Raw genomic sequence first — 15,309 nt, 5'->3', positions numbered from 1 at the left:
ACTTTCCATCATGGAAAGTAATGGGAGGCCCGACCCCGCTGCGGCGGCCGCGGCGCTGGACGACCTGCACCGCTCACAGACCAAGCTGGCCGCTCAGCTGCGCCTGCCGTCCGGCTTCTACCTGACGATCGGGCTCGCGATCAGCGTTCAGATCTTTTTGACCGCGCGCAGCCTGGCTGCCGGGACGCAACAGTTCCCGCTGCTCATGGTCATCGGCCTCGGTGTCTTCGCCGTGGTGGCCGGCGTTCAGGTCCTGCGCTTTCGCCGCCTCAACGGGGCGTGGGTGAGCAGCCTGGTCAGCAAGGTGGTCCTGGGTGGGGCGACGTTGTCGTCGGTCACCTATCCCGCGGCGTTGGCGGGTGCGGTGTGGGCGGCATTTGCCGCCAATTGGTGGCTGACTGCGCTTTGTGCGCTGGCCGGCGGTGCGGGGTACGTCGCCAGCGGGATGCGCTGGGTGCGTCTGTATCGGGCGGACCCGCAGCAGAACGGACGGGGCGAGGCGGTGTGGTGGGTTGCCGCCGTGTGCGGGCTCGCAGTGGCGGGCGCATGCTTGCTCGTTGCGAGTAGCTGATGGCTGACCTGGATCCGCACCTGCAAGCCCCGGCTCGCCTCAAACTGATGAGCCTGCTGGTGACCGTCTCCGAACTGGAGTTCGCCACCCTGCGCGAACAGCTCGAGGTCAGCGATTCGGTCCTGTCCAAACATGTCGCAGCCCTAGCTCAGGTCGGCTACCTGCGCAGCCGCAAAGGCAGTCACCAGGGCAGGCGGACCACCTGGATCTCGATCACCGGCATCGGCCGGAAGGCCCTCAGCACGCATGTCGCCGTACTGAGGGCCATCGTGGCGAATGTCGAATGACTACTCGACCGTGACGGACTTCGCCAGGTTGCGGGGCTTGTCGACGTCGTGGCCGAGGGCGACGGCGGCGTAGTACGCGAGGATCTGCAGCGGGATCGTGAGCAGGATCGGGTCGAGCTCCGGCTCGTTCTTCGGGACCACGATCTTCGCGGCGACGCCGTCCGGGACGTCGACGCCCGGGTGGGTGACGACGTACAGCGGGCCGGAGCGGGCGGCGATCTCGTGCAGGGCGCCGATGTTGCGGTCCAGCAGCTCGTCCTGCGGGACGATCGCGACACTCGGGACGTCCGGCGAGATCAGCGCGAGCGGGCCGTGCTTGAGCTCGGAGGTCTGGTACGCCTCGGCGTGCCGGTACGAGATCTCCTTGAGCTTCTGCGCGCCTTCGCGGGCGACCGGGTAGCCACGGGTCCGGCCGACGAAGAACAGGCTCTCGTGCTGGGCGAGCCGCCCGGCGATCTTGGCCAGCTCCTCTTCCTGGTCGACGATCGCCTGGATGTGCTCGGGGAGCTTCTTCAGGCCCTCGATCAGCCGGCGGCCGTCGGCGGGGGAGACGTCGCGGATCCGGCCGAGGTGGATGCCGAGCATCGCGAACGCGACCGCCATGTTGGTCAGCGCCTTGGTCGAGGCGACCGAGACCTCCGGGCCGGCGTGCAGGTAGACACCGCCGTCGACCGCGCGGGCGATGCTGGAACCGACCGCGTTCACCAGGCCGATCACCCGGCCGCCCTTGCGCTTGAGCTCCTGGACGGCGACCAGCGTGTCCAGCGTCTCGCCGGACTGGCTGACCGCGATGTACAGCGTGTCGCGCTCGACCACCGGGTTGCGGTAGCGGAACTCCGAGGCCGGCTCGGCGTCGGCGGGGATCCGGGCGACCTCCTCGATGAACTGCGCGCCCATCTGGCCGGCGTAGTACGCCGAGCCGCAGCCGAGGATCTTGACCCGCTTGATCTCGCGCGCCTCGCGGGCGTCCATGTTCAGGCCGCCCAGGTGGACGGTGTGGAAGCGCTCGTCCAGGCGACCCCGCAGCGCGCGGCCGACCGCGTCCGGCTGCTCGTGGATCTCCTTCATCATGAAGTGCTCGTGCAGGCCGCGCTCGTACTCGTCGGCCTCCCAGTCGACCGTCTTGGCGGTCTTGGTGGTCGGCGAGGCGTCCTGGGTGAAGGTGCGGTAGCCGTCGGCCTTGACGGTCGCCATCTCGCCGTCGTCCAGGTAGACGACCTGGCGGGTGTAGCGGATCAGCGCGGCCGCGTCGGAGGCGACGTGCATCTCGCCGTCGCCGATGCCGAGGATCAGCGGGCTGCCGTTGCGGGCGACCACGATCCGGTCCGGGAAGTCCAGGTCGATCACGGCGATGCCGTAGGTGCCCTCGATCCGGCGCAGCGCGGCCATCACCTTCTCCTCGAGGGTGGCGCCGTCGGACTGCTCGATCAGGTGCGCGAGAACCTCGGTGTCGGTCTCGGAGCGCAGCTTGACGCCGGCGTCCTCGAGCTGGCGGCGCAGCGCGCCCGCGTTGTCGAAGATGCCGTTGTGGACGACGGCGATCCGCTCGTTGCCGCTGGCGTGCGGGTGGGCGTTGTCCTTGCTCGGACCGCCGTGGGTCGCCCAGCGGGTGTGGCCGATGCCGAGCTTGCCGCCGAACCGCTTCGGCAGCGAGGCCTCCAGCTCACGCACCCGGCCGGCGTCCTTGTGCACCTTCAGCTCGCTGGTCCCGAGGACGGCGACTCCGGCCGAGTCGTAACCGCGGTACTCCAGCCGGGCCAGGCCGTCCACCAGGATGGGCGTGGCCGGCTTGGTGCCGACGTACCCGACGATTCCGCACATGTGTTGGTGCCTTTCGTAGGTCTTGGGTAGCAGCCGTCAGCCGTAGACGATCCGTCGGAGCTGACGCGCGGACAGTTCGGGCGAGCGCACCGGCCAGTGCCGGAGCTCGGAACCCACACGCGCGAAGATCTCGTCGTTGCGCGCGCCGTAGGTCTGCAACTCACGATGCCGGCGCCGGACGTACTCCTCGGCGGTCTCCGTGAAGTACGCCAGCACATCCGCGACCACTCGTCGCGCGTCGTCCGCGGACAGCCCGGTCGTCCGGCTGACCTGCTCGGCCAGCTCGTCCACCGGCGCTGCCGCCGCCTCACTGATCACCCGGACAACTCTGCAGCTCTTCGGGGTCCAACACAAAGGATCTGCCCGAAATCGGGCAAGATTCCTGAATTGTCAACCTAGAACAGTCGCAGAACGTCTGATTCCATCCCGCGGAGCAGGTCGTAGTCGACGGTGACGCACTCGAGGCCGCGGTCGGTGGCCAGGAACTGGGCCTGCGGCTTGATCAGCTGGGCGGCGAAGATCCCGCGCACCGGGGCGAGCAGCGGGTCGCGGTTCAGGAGCTCGACGTACCGGGTGAGCTGCTCGACGCCGTCGATCTCGCCGCGGCGCTTGATCTCGACCGCGACGTGCTTGCCGTCGGCGTCGCGGCACAACAGGTCGACCGGGCCGATCGCGGTCGGGTACTCCCGGCGTACCAGCGTGAAGCCCTCGCCGAAGGTCTGCACGTGCTCGGCGAGCAGCTCCTGCAGGTGTGCCTCGACGCCGTCCTTGATCAGGCCGGGGTCGGTACCGAGCTCGTACGCCGTGTCGCTGTGGACCTCCTTGATGGTGATCCGCAGCTCCTCGCCGGCCTTGTTCGTGACGCTCCAGACGTCCTCGTCCACGACCAGCTTGCACGGTGGGGACATCCAGTTGAGCGGTTTGTACGAACCGCCGTCGGCGTGGATCAGCACGGAGCCGTCCGCCTTCACCATCAGCAACCGCGGCGCCATCGGGAGATGGGCGGTCAGCCGGCCGGAGTAGTCCACGGAACAGGTTGCAATCACCAAGCGCACGAGGAGTGACGCTACAGCACATCGACCGCTATCGGGCTGCCGTGCAAAGGTGGTTCGTATGAACCTGATGTGCCCGGCGCGGATCCTGCTCCTGCCCGGCGACGGGCAGGACGCGGTGGTCGGTGAGCGGATCGCCCAGGTGTACGCCGCCACCTTCGACGCGTCTGCCGGTTCGCGGCTGGCCGAGCGGCTCGGCGTCCAGCTGACCGTCCTGCCTGATCTGGTGCAGCGCCCGGACGCGGAACTGCAGTCGATCGCGGACCTGCACCGCGGCGAGACCGTGGTCGTCCTCGGCGTCGACCTCGGGTTGAGGCTGCCGGCCGTCGTGGAGCACACCGGCGACGGCTGGAGCCGGGTTCCGACCGACAACGAGCTGACGCTGGCGGCGTACGAGCAGGCGGCGGAGAAGTTCCGCGCGTCGATCCCTTCCGAGGCCAACCACGACCTCATCGGTCTGCTCGGCGCGGCGGTTGCGCCCGGCGCGCGGGTGCTGGAGCTGGGCAGTGGCGCTGGGCGGGACGCGGTAGCGCTCGAGCGTCGAGGATTCGTGGTCCGGCGTACCGACGCGACCGAGGCCTTCCTGGAGATGATGCGCGCCGACGGGCATGCCGCCGATCGGCTCGACGCGATCACCGACGACTTCGGCGGACCGTACGACGCGGTCTTCGCCGACGCGGTCTTCCTGCACTTCGACCGCACCCAGCTGACCGGCGTACTGCGTAAGGCGCTGCGCGCAGCGCCCGTCCTCGCCTTCAGCACAAAGGAAGGCTCGGGCGAAGAGTGGTCCAACCGGTTCCTCGACCTTCCGCGGCACTTCGTGATGTGGCAAGAGCAGCCTCTCCGCGACCTCCTGACCGCCGCCGGCTGGACGGTCCGCGACCTCGTCCGCAGCGAGCTGCCCGGCGGGGTCTGGTTCCAGGTGCTGGCGGTCCGCTCGTGATGCGTGGCGGCGTCCTGCTGTTCTCGCCCGACGGCATTGCGGTCATCGAACGCGTCCGCGCCGGTACGACGTACTACACGCTGCCCGGCGGTCAGCTCGAAGACGGCGAGACGACGGCCGAGGCTGCCCGGCGGGAGGCCGTCGAGGAACTCGGAGTGCAGGTGAAGATCCACGGTCTGGTGGCAGTCGTGAACTTCAACCAGCAGACGCAGCACTACTTCCTCGCCGAGGCGATCGGTGGCGAGCTCGGGACCGGCGACGGCCCGGAGATGCGCAGCCCGGTCGACTCCGAGGCGGGCAGCTACCGTGCGATGTGGCTGCCGCCGCACCGGTACGGCGAGCTGAAGCCGAAGCCGATCGGTGCCGCGCTGGCCGCCGTACCGGATCCGGAAGCACTCGCGACGGACTGGCTGACCGCTCCGCTGGGCGTCGACGAGGTGTGAGGCGGTGTGAGGTTGGCCTCGCGGGTGACTCAGCTCATGGGCTGACCAGTCGCGGACTGGCATAGTGCCAGCATGGCTCGGGAACTGCAGGTTGTCGGTGTGGTCGGTCTCGGCACGATGGGTGCCGGTATCGCGGAGGTGTTCGCGCGCAACGGCCTGACCGTGGTCGGGGTGGAGCGTGACGACGAGGCGGTCGCGCGCGGTCGCGGTCACATCCAGCACTCGACCGACCGGGCGGTGAAGCGCGGCAAGCTGTCCGTCGAGGACCAGCAGGCGCTGTTCGACCGGGTCACCTTCGCCACCTCGTTGGAGGCGCTCGCGGACTGCGACCTGGTGATCGAGGCCGTCATCGAGCGGCTCGAACTGAAGCGGGAGATCTTCTCCGCGCTGGACAAGGTCGTGCGGGACGACGCGATCCTGGCCACCAACACCTCGTCGTTGTCGGTCACCGAGATCTCGGTCGCCACCCAGCGCCCGCGCCGCGTCGTCGGCATGCATTTCTTCAACCCGGCGCCGGTCCAGGAATTCGTCGAGGTGATCAAGACCGTCGTCACCGAACCTGACGTGGTCGAGGACGTGCAGGCACTGGCCCGCCGCCTCGACAAGGTCCCGGTGGTCGCGGCCGACCGGGCCGGCTTCATCGCCAACGCGCTGTTGTTCGGCTACCTGAACCACGCCGTCTCGATGGTCGAGTCGCACTACGCGACCCGCGAGGACGTCGACGCCGCGATGCGGCTGGGCTGCGGCTACCCGATGGGCCCGCTCGCGCTGCTCGACCTGATCGGGCTGGACACGGCGTACGAGATTCTCGACACGATGTACAAGCAGGGCCGCAACCGGCTGCACGCCCCGGCCCCGATCCTCAAGCAGATGGTCACCGCGGGCCTGCTCGGCCGCAAGACCGGCCGCGGCTTCTACACCTACGAGTCGGCGGACTCCCCGGTCGTCGTCGACGACGAGCAGACGCCGAAGCCGAACGGCGCCGACACGGTGATCCGCCCGATCCAGCAGGTCGGCGTGGTCGGTTCCGGCACGATGGCCGTCGGCATCATCGAGGTCTGCGCCAAGGCCGGCTACGACGTCCTGTACGTCGCCCGCGGGACCGAGAAGGTGGACAAGGTCCGCGCGGGCCTGGAGCGCTCGCTGGAGAAGGGCGTCCAGCGCGGCAAGCTCTCCGAGGAGGAGCGCGACGCGGCGCTGCGCCGGATCACCGGTACGGCGCGGCTCGACGACCTGGCCACCGCCGACCTGGTGATCGAGGCCGTGGTCGAGGAGTTGAGCGTCAAGCAGGCGCTGTTCGAGACGTTCGACGAGATCTGCAAGCCGTCCGCGATCCTCGCCACGACGACCTCGTCGCTGCCGGTGATCGACCTGGCGATGGCGACCAAGCGCCCGGCCGCGGTGGTCGGCCTGCACTTCTTCAATCCGGCCCCGGTGATGAAGCTGGTCGAGGTGGTCAGCACGGTCAGCACCGCCCCGGACGTCGCCGACACCGTCGCCGCCCTGGCCGTTGCCGCAGGCAAGCACCCGGTCCGCTGCGGCGACCGCGCCGGCTTCATCGTCAACGCGCTGCTCTTCCCCTACCTGAACGACGCGGTCCGGATGCTCGAGGCGCACTACGCCGGCGTCGACGAGATCGACGCCGCCATGAAGCTCGGCTGCCGGCTCCCGATGGGCCCGTTCGAGCTGCTCGACGTCGTCGGGCTGGACGTCTCCCTGGCCATCCAGCGCACGCTGTACCTCGAGTTCCGCGAGCCCGGCTTCGCCCCGGCGCCGCTGCTCGAGCACCTGGTCACCGCCGGCTACCTCGGTCGCAAGACCGCGCGAGGCTTCCGCGACTACGCGAGCTAGGAGCGACGCTGCACGGCCAGCACGGCCCAGTGACCTGACACACTTCCGCAGGTGCGGAAAATGTTCGGGATGGAGCATGTGTACGGCTTGTGCTGGATGATGCTGCCTGGCATCACCACATTCGGGCTGATGTTCATGCCGGATGCTGTCGGCGCGGACTGGCCGGGGTGGAAGTCGTCGATGGTCCTGGTCGGGCTGACGGTGATTCCGACGGCCTTCACCCTCATCGTGATGTCGGTCGGTGGAGTGACCGCGGCCCGATGGATCGCCGCGGTAGCGGTCGGCGGTGTCTTGCTGCGGCTGCTGTGGACGGCCTACGCGGGCGGATGGTCGGCGACGGTCGCAGTCCTCCCCTTGTTGTTGCTCCTGCTGGGTGCGGCCCTCTGGCTGGTCTACACCTGGCCCCGGTCGTCCCGGCCGCTGAGGGAGCTCGCCGCGCGCCACGGTTGGCAGGTGGAGGATGCCCGAAAGCTGAACCTGCCCGAACTGCCGCTCCCGGTCGGCCGGGCTTGGAGCGTCCGCGACGCGGTCCGCACCTCGACCGGTGTCGCCTTCGAGGTGCGATGGCTGCAATGGCACTGGCTGATCGCTCATCGGCGCCGGCTGAGCGTCTTTACTCGCATCCTCGAGGTCGCGCTTCCACCGCTCGAGGTACGGCCAGGCGGACTGGCACGCTCCGACCTCGACCTGGAAAGCGGCGAGTTCAATCGCAGCTTCGATGTTCTCGGCGAGGATCCCCGCTACCTGACCGCGGCCCTGCACCCGCGGAACATGCAGGCCCTCCTCGAAGCCCGGCCGATCGGTCTGGTCATCAACCGGGCGGCACTCGTCCTGTACGACGACGGTCCGCTGACCGAATCGCTCGCCCGCGGGCTCACGGCACTGGACCGCGTCACCGTCCCGCGGCATGTCGCCGAGGACTACGGGCAGTACGCCGGGACCACCCCCGGGCGTGGCCTGAGTTTTCGCGTGGCAGAGGTGTCCAACAACGTCGTGCTGGCCCGGATGTTCCTCTTCGCAGGAAGCCTGCTCGGTCTGACCTATCTGTCCTGCTTCGCGGCGGTGTCGATCTACGGTTCCTGATCGCCGTAGTTGCCGCATGGTCCACCGCCGATCGCCTCGGGCAGGATGGTCGAGCGGTGGTCGGGGCGGATCAGCGGGTTGTAGAAGGAGGCGATCTCGGTGCTCGCCTCCGGCACGTAGTGGAAGATCAGCGAACGCCGGAACCGATCGGTACTGCTGTTCGGGCGCGAGCCGTGCACGACGCTGCCGTGGAAGAACAGCACGTCGCCGGCCTTCATCTTGGTCTGGACCTTGTGCAAGCCGTCCGGGATCGGCACCTCGGCGTTCGTGAACGACTCGGTCAGGTCGGCCGGCTCCGGGCAGACCAGCTCGGTCCGGTGCGAACCGGGGACCACGGCCAGCCCGCCGTTCTCCGCGTCGACGTCGTCGATCGCGATCCAGGCCGCGAGGCAGGTCTCCGGATCGGCGCGCAGGAACATGTTGTCCTGGTGGAGCGCCTGACCGCGCGCACCCGGCGGCTTGAAGTAGAACATCGACTGCGCCGCCAGCGGCGGCCCGATCAGCGCGCTGACCACATCGAGGATTCGGCTGTCCAGCATCAGATCCAGCGCCAGCTGCCCGGCTTCCACGTCGGTCCGGCGGTGCGGGTGCACGAAGCGCGGGTACCGCGCCAGTGGATCGCCGTCTGGGATCCCGTCGTCGATGGCCATCGATCTGTCGGTCTCAACCTGCTGCATGAAAGCGTTTCGGACGCGCTCGACCTCGTCGGGGGCGAGCAGCTGGGGGACCTGGACGATGCCCTCGGTGGCGTAGATCTCGGCGACTGTCATGCCTCCAGAGTGCCGCCGGACAAGCCGGGAGACGATAGCGTATTGCGCTATGAACCTTCGAGATCCTGCTGACGCGCCGACCCCGGTGGTGCGCCGCCTGGTGGCCGGCGAGTTCGACGAAGGGCCGGAGTACGCGACCTTCCGCCGTCGTGGCACCACCGACTGGCTGCTCGTCCTGACCCTGCACGGCGCTGGGCACTTCAGCGGAATTCCCGCCGAGCCGGGCACGGTCATCCTGGTGCGGCCCGGCACGCGGCACGACTACGGAACGGTGGGGGACCGGTGGCACTTCTGCTACGTCCACATGCATCCCAAGCCGGACTGGCTGCCGCTGCTCGACTGGCCGGAGGTCGCCCCCGGCATCTTGCGTCTCCAGCTCACGGCCATCGGCCAGATCGCCGACTATCTCAGCGACGCGGGCAGGTTCCAGCGCTGGCCGCTACCCCAAGGCGAGGCGCTCAGCGTCAACGCCCTCGAAGCCGCGATCCTGTGGTGCGACACCCAGAATCCCAAGGCAGCCAGAATCGACGACCGGCTGCTGCGCGTCGTCGAACTCATCGACCAGGACCTGAAGGCTCCGCTCGACCTCCCCGCGCTGGCTCGGGTCGCCAATCTGTCGGTCTCCCGGTTCGCGCACATCTTCCGCGAGCAGCTCGGGGTGAGCCCCCAGCAATTCGTCGAGCGACGCCGGATCGAGGCCGCGTGCCGGCTGCTCGAACTGACGACCAGACCGATCGCGTCGATCGCGGCCGAGGTCGGCTACCCCGACCCGCTCTACTTCTCCACGCGCTTCAAGCTGTCCACGGGAACCAGTCCGACGGCGTACCGGCGTCGTTGACGCGTACGCTTCTGCGCATGACTTCGCGTGCACTAGCAGTGGCGGCGGCGGTGGCGATGCTTGGGCTGGCCGCCTGCGCTCCGGAGAACGACACGACCGGTACGCCGGCTCCGACCGGGGCCGATGCCTGTGGCAAGGACAAGCTGGCGCTGCGGACCGCCGGGACGCTGGCGGTCGGGACCGACAAACCGGCGTACGAGCCGTGGTTCAGCAAGGACGACCCGAGCAACGGGCAGGGCTACGAGTCGGCGGTCACCTATGCGGTCGCCGAGAAGCTCGGCTTCGCCAAGACCGAGGTGAAGTGGCAGACGGTGCAGTTCAACGCCGCGTTCGCGCCGGGTCCGAAGAAGTTCGACCTCGACGTGAACCAGGTGTCGATCTCCGAAGCCCGCCGTAAGGCGGTCGACTTCTCGTCGGGCTACTACGAGGTCCGGCAGACCGTGATCACCGTCGCGGGCAGCAAGATCGCAGGTGCGAAGTCGGTCGCCGAGCTCGCGGACGCCAAGCTCGGCGCGCAGGTGGGGACGACGAGCTACACGGTCGCGAAGGACCAGATCAAGCCGAAGCAGCAGGTCGCGGCGTTCGACACCAACGACCTGGCCGTGCAGGCGCTGAAGAACAAGCAGCTCGACGGCATCGTGGTGGACCTGCCGACCGCCTTCTACATGACCGCGGCGCAGCTCGACAACGGCAAGATCGTCGGCCAGCTGCCGGCGTCCGGGACCGCCGAGCAGTTCGGCTTCGTGCTGGAGAAGGGCTCGAAGCTGACTGGTTGCGTGTCTCAGGCGGTTGACGCGCTGAAGGCCGACGGCACGCTGGCCAAGCTGCAGAAGCAGTACCTGACCGAGGAAGGCGCGCCCGAACTCTCATGAGTGAGTGGCAACCGTCCGCTCTGCAACAGGAGCGGACCGCCTTCCGTCGGCGGCAGGCGCAGCGTTCCACGCTGATCGCGGCCGGCAGCTCGATCGCCCTGGTCGTACTGGTTGCCTTCGGCATCGGTTCGACGCCGGGCTGGCCGCGGGTCCGGGAGACGTTCTTCAACGTCGACCGGGCCTGGGAGGCGTTGCCGACGGTGGCTCAGGGTCTCTGGCTGAACATCCGGGTGATGCTGATCTGCGCCGTGCTGATCGTCATCCTCGGCCTCACCTTGGCGATCCTGCGGACGCTGCGCGGGCCGATCTTCTTCCCGCTCCGCGTCTTCGCCGCCGCCTACACCGACGTGTTCCGCGGTCTGCCGTTGCTGTTGGTGATCTTCCTGCTCGGCTTCGGCGTACCGGCGTTGCAGCTGCGCGGCCTTCCCAACGACGCGGTGATCTGGGGCGGTGCCGCGTTGGTCCTCACCTATTCGTCGTACGTCGCTGAGGTGTTCCGCGCCGGCATCGAGTCTGTGCACCCGTCCCAGCGCGCCGCCGCGCGCTCGCTCGGACTGACCTACCGGCAGACGCTGCGCTTCGTCGTACTGCCTCAAGCCGTGCGCCGCGTGCTGCCTCCGCTGCTGAACGACTTCGTCAGCCTGCAGAAGGATTCCGGCCTGATCGCCGTCCTCGGCGTCATCGACGCGATCCGCGCCGCCCAGCTGGAGACGGCGATCGACTTCAACTTCACCCCGTACGTCGTGGCCGGGCTGCTGTTCGTCGCGCTCACCATCCCGCTGACCCGGCTGACCGACTACGTCGCCCGCAAACAAGGCTGGTACGGCGGGGGAGGAGGACCGGTATGAGCTTGTTGTCCCTGCGTGGAGTGCGGAAGTCGTACGGCGCCAACGTGGTGCTGGAGTCCTTCGATCTGGAGGTGGACGAGGGCGAGTGTGTCGTGCTGATCGGCGCCTCGGGGTCAGGGAAGTCGACGTTGTTGCGATGCGTCAACCTGCTCGAGGTCGTCGACGACGGTGTGATCGAGCTGGCCGGGACCGACATCACCGACCCGCGGGTGAACGCGGACCAGGTGCGATCGGAGATCGGGTTCGTCTTCCAGTCCTACAACCTGTTCCCGCACCTGACCGTGCTCGACAACATCACCCTCGCGCCGATCCGCGTGCACGGCGTAGCCAAAGATCTGGCGCGGGACCGGGCGCTCGAGATGCTCGACCGGGTCGGCCTCTACGACAAGGCCGGCGCCAAGCCCGACGAGCTGTCGGGAGGTCAGCAGCAGCGGGCCGCGATCGCCCGCGCGATGGTGGACTCGCCGCAGCTCCTGCTGCTGGACGAGGTCACCTCGGCCCTCGACCCGGAGCTGGTCGGCGAGGTGCTCGACCTGCTCCGCGAGCTGAAGTCCGAGGGGATGACGATGCTCGTCTGCACCCACGAGATGGGGTTCGCGCGCGACGTCGCCGACCGGGTCTGCTTCCTGCATCGCGGGCGGCCGCTCGAGGTGGGCCCACCGGCCCAGGTCCTCGACAATCCCCGCGAACCCCGCACCCAGGAGTTCCTGAGCCGCATCCGCACCTGATGGGTGAACCCACGAGCGTGTGGGTTCCCCCACCGCATGCGGGTGCAGAACCCACCATCTGATGGGTTAACCCATCAGATGGCGCGCCCACGCTGCGGGAGGGTCAGCGGGCGGAGAGGTATTGGAGGACAGCCATGACTCGGCGGTTGTCGTCCTCGGACGGCGGAAGGTCGAGCTTGGCGAAGATGTTGTTGGTGTGCTTCGACACGGCCTTCTCGGTGACGAACAGGGCGCTCGCGATCGCGGCGTTCGAGCGGCCTTCGGCCATCAGCCCGAGGACCTCGGACTCGCGCGGCGTGAGCCGGCCGATCGGCTCGTCGCGGGTGTTCCGGGCGAGCAGCTGACCGATCACGTCCGGATCCATCGCCGTGCCGCCGCCCGCGACCCGGCGGACCGAGTCGAGGAAGTCGGCGACGTTGGAGACGCGGTCCTTCAGCAGGTAGCCGACCGCGCCGCCGCCGGTGAGCAGCTCCCGGGCGTACAGCTGCTCGACGTACTGGGAGAGGACGAGGATGGGCAGACCGGGGACCTGCTTGCGGGCCTCGACCGCGGCCCGGAGTCCCTCGTCGGTGAAGGTCGGTGGCAGCCGGACGTCCACAACGGCCACATCCGGCCGGTGCTCCACCAGGGCGGGCACCAGCCGGGGACCGTTGTCGACTGCCTCGACGACCTCGAAGTCGTGCGCCTCCAGGAGACGGATCAGGCCGTCCCGGAGGAGGGCGTGGTCTTCAGCGATGAGGACTCGCAAGGCAGCTCCATGATCACGGTGGTCGGCCCGGCGCTCGGACTGACCACGGTCAACGTACCGTCGAAGGCGGCCAACCGCCGTTCGATACCGTACAGACCGCCTCCGGGACGGACGACCGCGCCTCCCACGCCGTCGTCGCCGACGATCATGTGCAGCTTCTCGTGCTCGTGGGTGATCTGGATCCAGGCGGTGGTGGCGGTCGAGTACTTCACCGCGTTCGCCAGGCACTCCGCGATGGCGAAGTACGCCGCGGACTCGACCGGCGCGGGCGGCCGGCCCGGCACGTCGAAAGTGACGTCGACCTTGAACGGGCAGGACATCGCGAGCGCCTTGACCGCGCCTTCGAGGCCGCGATCGGCGAGCACCGGCGGGTGGATCCCGCGGACCAGGTCGCGCAGCTCGGACAGCGCCGTACTGGCCGACTGGCGGGCCTCGGTCAGCAGCGCGGCGGCCTGGGCCGGGTCGCGGGCGACCATCTCCTCGGCCATGCCGAGATTCATGCTCAGCGCGGCCAGCCGGGCCTGGGCGCCGTCGTGCAGATCGCGCTCGATCCGGCGCAGCTCGGCCGCCTGGGTGTCGACGGTCTCGGCCCGGGACTCGGCCAGCTCCCGGACCCGCAGCGCCAGCTTGGCGCTCTCGGTCGGGCCGAGCAGTGACCGGGCGATGTAGGCGTTCGCCTTCAGCAGCCGCTCACCGGCGGCCTGCCAGATCATGAACCCGATCAGCGCGATCGGCATGACCAGGAAGCTGGTCCAGAAGTTGACCGTGAACAGCCCGCCGAACGGCTCGGTGAAGACGCCCTCCGGGGTGACGCCGACCAGCAGCGGGTAGACCCCGTAGAACAGCGTGCTGAGGAACAGCACGGCGCTGACCAGACTCAGCGCGAAGCCGACCACCGCGTTCACCAGCAGCCAGATGATGTCGCGCCAGGTAGCCGGGTCGGTCAGCGTCGTCCGCAGCCACATCAGCAGGCCGGGCATCGGGGGCTTCTTGTACGGCCGGGGGATCGGCTCGCCGATGAAGCCGGCCAGGATCGTCCGGTGGCAGTTCGCGAACCAGCGGGTGGCCGGAACGAACGCGAGCAGCAGCGGGATGCCGACCCAGACGGCGATCAGCGGCACAGCGACGACGTTCAGCACGAAGAACGCGATCCCGATCTCCGCCATCACGGCGAGGGCCAGCGCGATCCACGGCTGCGCGAGCTTCGGATAGCGCATCGGCGGCGCGACGGTGGCAACGGTGGTCATGCATCCATCATGACCGAGAGTGAGGCCGCAGCCAGTGGTGCTAACCCCCCTTCTGGAAGGGGATTAACCCCCGGCCGGATTCGGGGGATAGCAGGCCTGCGCCGGGCGGCTCCGGCGGCGAGGCTTGGTGCATGACCAGCACTGTGACGACGTCCGGGACCACACCAGACACCCGCGGGAGCGGATTCGCGCCGTTGCTGCGCGAGATCAAGGCCGCCGGCCTGCTCGAGCGCCGTACGGCGGCTTATGCGATCTCCATCGGCGTCAACGTGGCGCTGATGGCACTCACCTGGGTGGCGATCGCCGCCGTCGGCAGCTCGTGGTGGGTGCTGTTGCTCGCGCTCCCGCTCGGCATCCTGACCACGCGGGCCGCCTTCTTCGGCCACGACGCCGGCCACCAGCAGATCGCCGGTTCGCGCCGGCTGCACGACTGGATCGGGATGCTGCACGGCAACTTCGTGCTCGGGATGAGCTACGCCTGGTGGAACGACAAACACAACCGCCACCACGCCAACCCGAACCACACCGACAAGGACCCGGATGTCGGCGAGGGCATCCTGGTCTGGACCCAGGAGCAGGCTCGCGGCCGTCAGGGCCTCGAAGGATGGCTGAGCCGCAACCAGGCCCGGATCTTCTTCCCGCTGCTGACCCTGGAGGGCTTCAACCTCAAGGTCTCCAGCATCCGCTTCCTGCTGCAGCGCCGCCGGACCGAGCAGGTCGAGATCGGGCTGATGGTCGCGCACCTGGTGCTGTACTTCACCGCGCTGTTCGTGCTGCTGTCACCGGCGCAGGCGCTGGTGTTCGCGCTGCTGCACCACATGATCTTCGGTCTGCACCTGGGCAGCGTGTTCGCGCCCAACCACAAGGGCATGGAGATGCCGGACGAGGACAGCAACTGGGGACATCTGGAGAAGCAGGTGCTGACGTCGCGCAACGTCAACGGCAGTCTGGTCACGGACTGGATGATGGGCGGGCTGAACTACCAGATCGAGCACCACCTCTTCCCGAGCATGCCCCGCGCCAACCTGCGCTTCGCCCAGCCGATCGTCCAGCAGTACTGCGAGCGGATCGGCTTGCCGTACCTCAGCACCGGACTAATCGATTCGTACCGAATGGGTTTACGGCACATGCACGAGGTCGGCAGCGAATTGCGGGACGAAAAGAGCTTCTCGCAGTGAAAACTCCTTCTCTAACTGGGATTGCTCGA

Annotated in this window: 17 protein-coding genes; 11 read left to right on the top strand and 6 right to left on the bottom strand. The window is 68.6% G+C overall.

The features are described 5' to 3' along the window. Positions 1-10: 10 nt before the first annotated feature. Together ABZS29_RS33295 and ABZS29_RS33290 are read left to right on the top strand one after the other, a co-directional pair. Positions 11-571 (top strand): hypothetical protein, encoded by a 561-nt coding sequence (locus tag ABZS29_RS33295; RefSeq protein WP_355468080.1) that lies wholly within the window; start codon positions 11-13, stop codon positions 569-571. Continuing rightward, entirely contained in the window at positions 571-858 is a 288-nt protein-coding gene (locus tag ABZS29_RS33290) for a transcriptional regulator (RefSeq protein WP_355468078.1), read from the top strand. Before ABZS29_RS33295 ends, ABZS29_RS33290 begins: the two co-directional genes overlap by 1 nt. Here the strand turns inward: ABZS29_RS33290 and glmS are convergent, their stop codons facing one another. The 3 genes from glmS to nucS all read right to left on the bottom strand — a co-directional run bounded on the left by glmS (position 859) and on the right by nucS (position 3,734). Further along, the gene (gene glmS / locus ABZS29_RS33285; RefSeq protein ID WP_355468076.1) at positions 859-2,679 is read right to left on the bottom strand and encodes a glutamine--fructose-6-phosphate transaminase (isomerizing); all 1,821 of its coding nucleotides are present in this window, start codon (positions 2,677-2,679) and stop codon (positions 859-861) included. It abuts the gene before it with no gap. Positions 2,680-2,715: 36 nt separating this feature from the next. Continuing rightward, entirely contained in the window at positions 2,716-2,994 is a 279-nt protein-coding gene (locus tag ABZS29_RS33280; RefSeq protein WP_132400825.1) for a hypothetical protein, read from the bottom strand. A gap of 80 nt (positions 2,995-3,074) precedes the next feature. Next, positions 3,075-3,734, bottom strand: a complete 660-nt coding sequence (gene nucS, locus ABZS29_RS33275; RefSeq protein WP_355468074.1) for an endonuclease NucS — start codon at positions 3,732-3,734, stop codon at positions 3,075-3,077. A 58-nt stretch (positions 3,735-3,792) separates the two neighbouring features. Here nucS and ABZS29_RS33270 point away from each other — a divergent pair, with 58 nt between their 5' ends. The 4 genes from ABZS29_RS33270 to ABZS29_RS33255 all read left to right on the top strand — a co-directional run bounded on the left by ABZS29_RS33270 (position 3,793) and on the right by ABZS29_RS33255 (position 8,051). Further along, positions 3,793-4,674, top strand: coding sequence for a class I SAM-dependent methyltransferase (locus ABZS29_RS33270; protein WP_355468072.1), 882 nt, complete (start codon positions 3,793-3,795; stop codon positions 4,672-4,674). Next, positions 4,674-5,117, top strand: coding sequence for an NUDIX domain-containing protein (locus tag ABZS29_RS33265; RefSeq protein WP_355468070.1), 444 nt, complete (start codon positions 4,674-4,676; stop codon positions 5,115-5,117). The genes ABZS29_RS33270 and ABZS29_RS33265 overlap by 1 nt, the downstream gene beginning before the upstream one ends. A 72-nt stretch (positions 5,118-5,189) precedes the next feature. After that, positions 5,190-6,968, top strand: coding sequence for a 3-hydroxybutyryl-CoA dehydrogenase (locus ABZS29_RS33260; protein WP_355468068.1), 1,779 nt, complete (start codon positions 5,190-5,192; stop codon positions 6,966-6,968). A gap of 51 nt (positions 6,969-7,019) precedes the next feature. Further along, the gene (locus ABZS29_RS33255; protein ID WP_355468067.1) at positions 7,020-8,051 is read left to right on the top strand and encodes a hypothetical protein; all 1,032 of its coding nucleotides are present in this window, start codon (positions 7,020-7,022) and stop codon (positions 8,049-8,051) included. Here the strand turns inward: ABZS29_RS33255 and ABZS29_RS33250 are convergent. Beyond that, positions 8,039-8,821 (bottom strand): phytanoyl-CoA dioxygenase family protein, encoded by a 783-nt coding sequence (locus ABZS29_RS33250; RefSeq protein ID WP_355468065.1) that lies wholly within the window; start codon positions 8,819-8,821, stop codon positions 8,039-8,041. The genes ABZS29_RS33255 and ABZS29_RS33250 overlap by 13 nt on opposite strands. A gap of 49 nt (positions 8,822-8,870) precedes the next feature. On the opposite strand from ABZS29_RS33250, the gene ABZS29_RS33245 reads away from it, so the two are divergent. The 4 genes from ABZS29_RS33245 to ABZS29_RS33230 are packed head-to-tail and all read left to right on the top strand — an operon-like array spanning position 8,871 to position 12,107. After that, complete coding sequence (locus ABZS29_RS33245; protein ID WP_355468063.1) at positions 8,871-9,659, top strand: helix-turn-helix domain-containing protein; 789 nt, start codon at positions 8,871-8,873, stop codon at positions 9,657-9,659. A 17-nt stretch (positions 9,660-9,676) separates the two neighbouring features. Then, positions 9,677-10,531 (top strand): ABC transporter substrate-binding protein, encoded by an 855-nt coding sequence (locus ABZS29_RS33240; RefSeq protein WP_355468062.1) that lies wholly within the window; start codon positions 9,677-9,679, stop codon positions 10,529-10,531. Then, positions 10,528-11,379: an amino acid ABC transporter permease gene (locus ABZS29_RS33235; RefSeq protein WP_355468060.1), complete on the top strand. Its 852-nt coding sequence runs from the start codon at positions 10,528-10,530 to the stop codon at positions 11,377-11,379. The genes ABZS29_RS33240 and ABZS29_RS33235 overlap by 4 nt, the downstream gene beginning before the upstream one ends. Next, positions 11,376-12,107, top strand: coding sequence for an amino acid ABC transporter ATP-binding protein (locus ABZS29_RS33230; RefSeq protein WP_355468058.1), 732 nt, complete (start codon positions 11,376-11,378; stop codon positions 12,105-12,107). Before ABZS29_RS33235 ends, ABZS29_RS33230 begins: the two co-directional genes overlap by 4 nt. Before the next feature lie 103 nt (positions 12,108-12,210). Here the strand turns inward: ABZS29_RS33230 and ABZS29_RS33225 are convergent, their stop codons facing one another. Together ABZS29_RS33225 and ABZS29_RS33220 are read right to left on the bottom strand one after the other, a co-directional pair. Further along, positions 12,211-12,855: a response regulator transcription factor gene (locus tag ABZS29_RS33225; RefSeq protein ID WP_355468056.1), complete on the bottom strand. Its 645-nt coding sequence runs from the start codon at positions 12,853-12,855 to the stop codon at positions 12,211-12,213. Next, on the bottom strand, positions 12,807-14,102 hold the full coding sequence (locus ABZS29_RS33220; RefSeq protein ID WP_355468054.1) for a sensor histidine kinase: 1,296 nt from the start codon (positions 14,100-14,102) through the stop codon (positions 12,807-12,809). The genes ABZS29_RS33225 and ABZS29_RS33220 overlap by 49 nt, the downstream gene beginning before the upstream one ends. A 131-nt stretch (positions 14,103-14,233) precedes the next feature. Between ABZS29_RS33220 and ABZS29_RS33215 the strand changes: the two genes are divergently transcribed. Continuing rightward, a complete protein-coding gene (locus ABZS29_RS33215; RefSeq protein ID WP_355468053.1) occupies positions 14,234-15,280 on the top strand; it encodes an acyl-CoA desaturase in 1,047 nt (348 codons plus the stop codon). Positions 15,281-15,309 lie beyond the last annotated feature (29 nt).

The organism is Kribbella sp. NPDC005582 (genome assembly GCF_040605415.1).
Lineage (GTDB): Bacteria > Actinomycetota > Actinomycetes > Propionibacteriales > Kribbellaceae > Kribbella.
The sequence above is the reverse complement of the archived record's forward strand: the minus strand, read 5'-3'. Positions and strand labels throughout refer to the sequence as shown.

Bases quoted from the DNA above. Each gene is read 5' to 3' on its own strand.
- ABZS29_RS33295 (WP_355468080.1), top strand. From the start codon at position 11: ATGGAAAGTAATGGGAGGCCCGACCCCGCTGCGGCGGCCGCGGCGCTG.
- ABZS29_RS33290 (WP_355468078.1), top strand. From the start codon at position 571: ATGGCTGACCTGGATCCGCACCTGCAAGCCCCGGCTCGCCTCAAACTG.
- glmS (WP_355468076.1), bottom strand. From the start codon at position 2,679: ATGTGCGGAATCGTCGGGTACGTCGGCACCAAGCCGGCCACGCCCATC.
- ABZS29_RS33270 (WP_355468072.1), top strand. From the start codon at position 3,793: ATGAACCTGATGTGCCCGGCGCGGATCCTGCTCCTGCCCGGCGACGGG.
- ABZS29_RS33265 (WP_355468070.1), top strand. From the start codon at position 4,674: ATGCGTGGCGGCGTCCTGCTGTTCTCGCCCGACGGCATTGCGGTCATC.
- ABZS29_RS33260 (WP_355468068.1), top strand. From the start codon at position 5,190: ATGGCTCGGGAACTGCAGGTTGTCGGTGTGGTCGGTCTCGGCACGATG.
- ABZS29_RS33250 (WP_355468065.1), bottom strand. From the start codon at position 8,821: ATGACAGTCGCCGAGATCTACGCCACCGAGGGCATCGTCCAGGTCCCC.
- ABZS29_RS33245 (WP_355468063.1), top strand. From the start codon at position 8,871: ATGAACCTTCGAGATCCTGCTGACGCGCCGACCCCGGTGGTGCGCCGC.
- ABZS29_RS33240 (WP_355468062.1), top strand. From the start codon at position 9,677: ATGACTTCGCGTGCACTAGCAGTGGCGGCGGCGGTGGCGATGCTTGGG.
- ABZS29_RS33235 (WP_355468060.1), top strand. From the start codon at position 10,528: ATGAGTGAGTGGCAACCGTCCGCTCTGCAACAGGAGCGGACCGCCTTC.
- ABZS29_RS33230 (WP_355468058.1), top strand. From the start codon at position 11,376: ATGAGCTTGTTGTCCCTGCGTGGAGTGCGGAAGTCGTACGGCGCCAAC.
- ABZS29_RS33220 (WP_355468054.1), bottom strand. From the start codon at position 14,102: ATGACCACCGTTGCCACCGTCGCGCCGCCGATGCGCTATCCGAAGCTC.
- ABZS29_RS33215 (WP_355468053.1), top strand. From the start codon at position 14,234: ATGACCAGCACTGTGACGACGTCCGGGACCACACCAGACACCCGCGGG.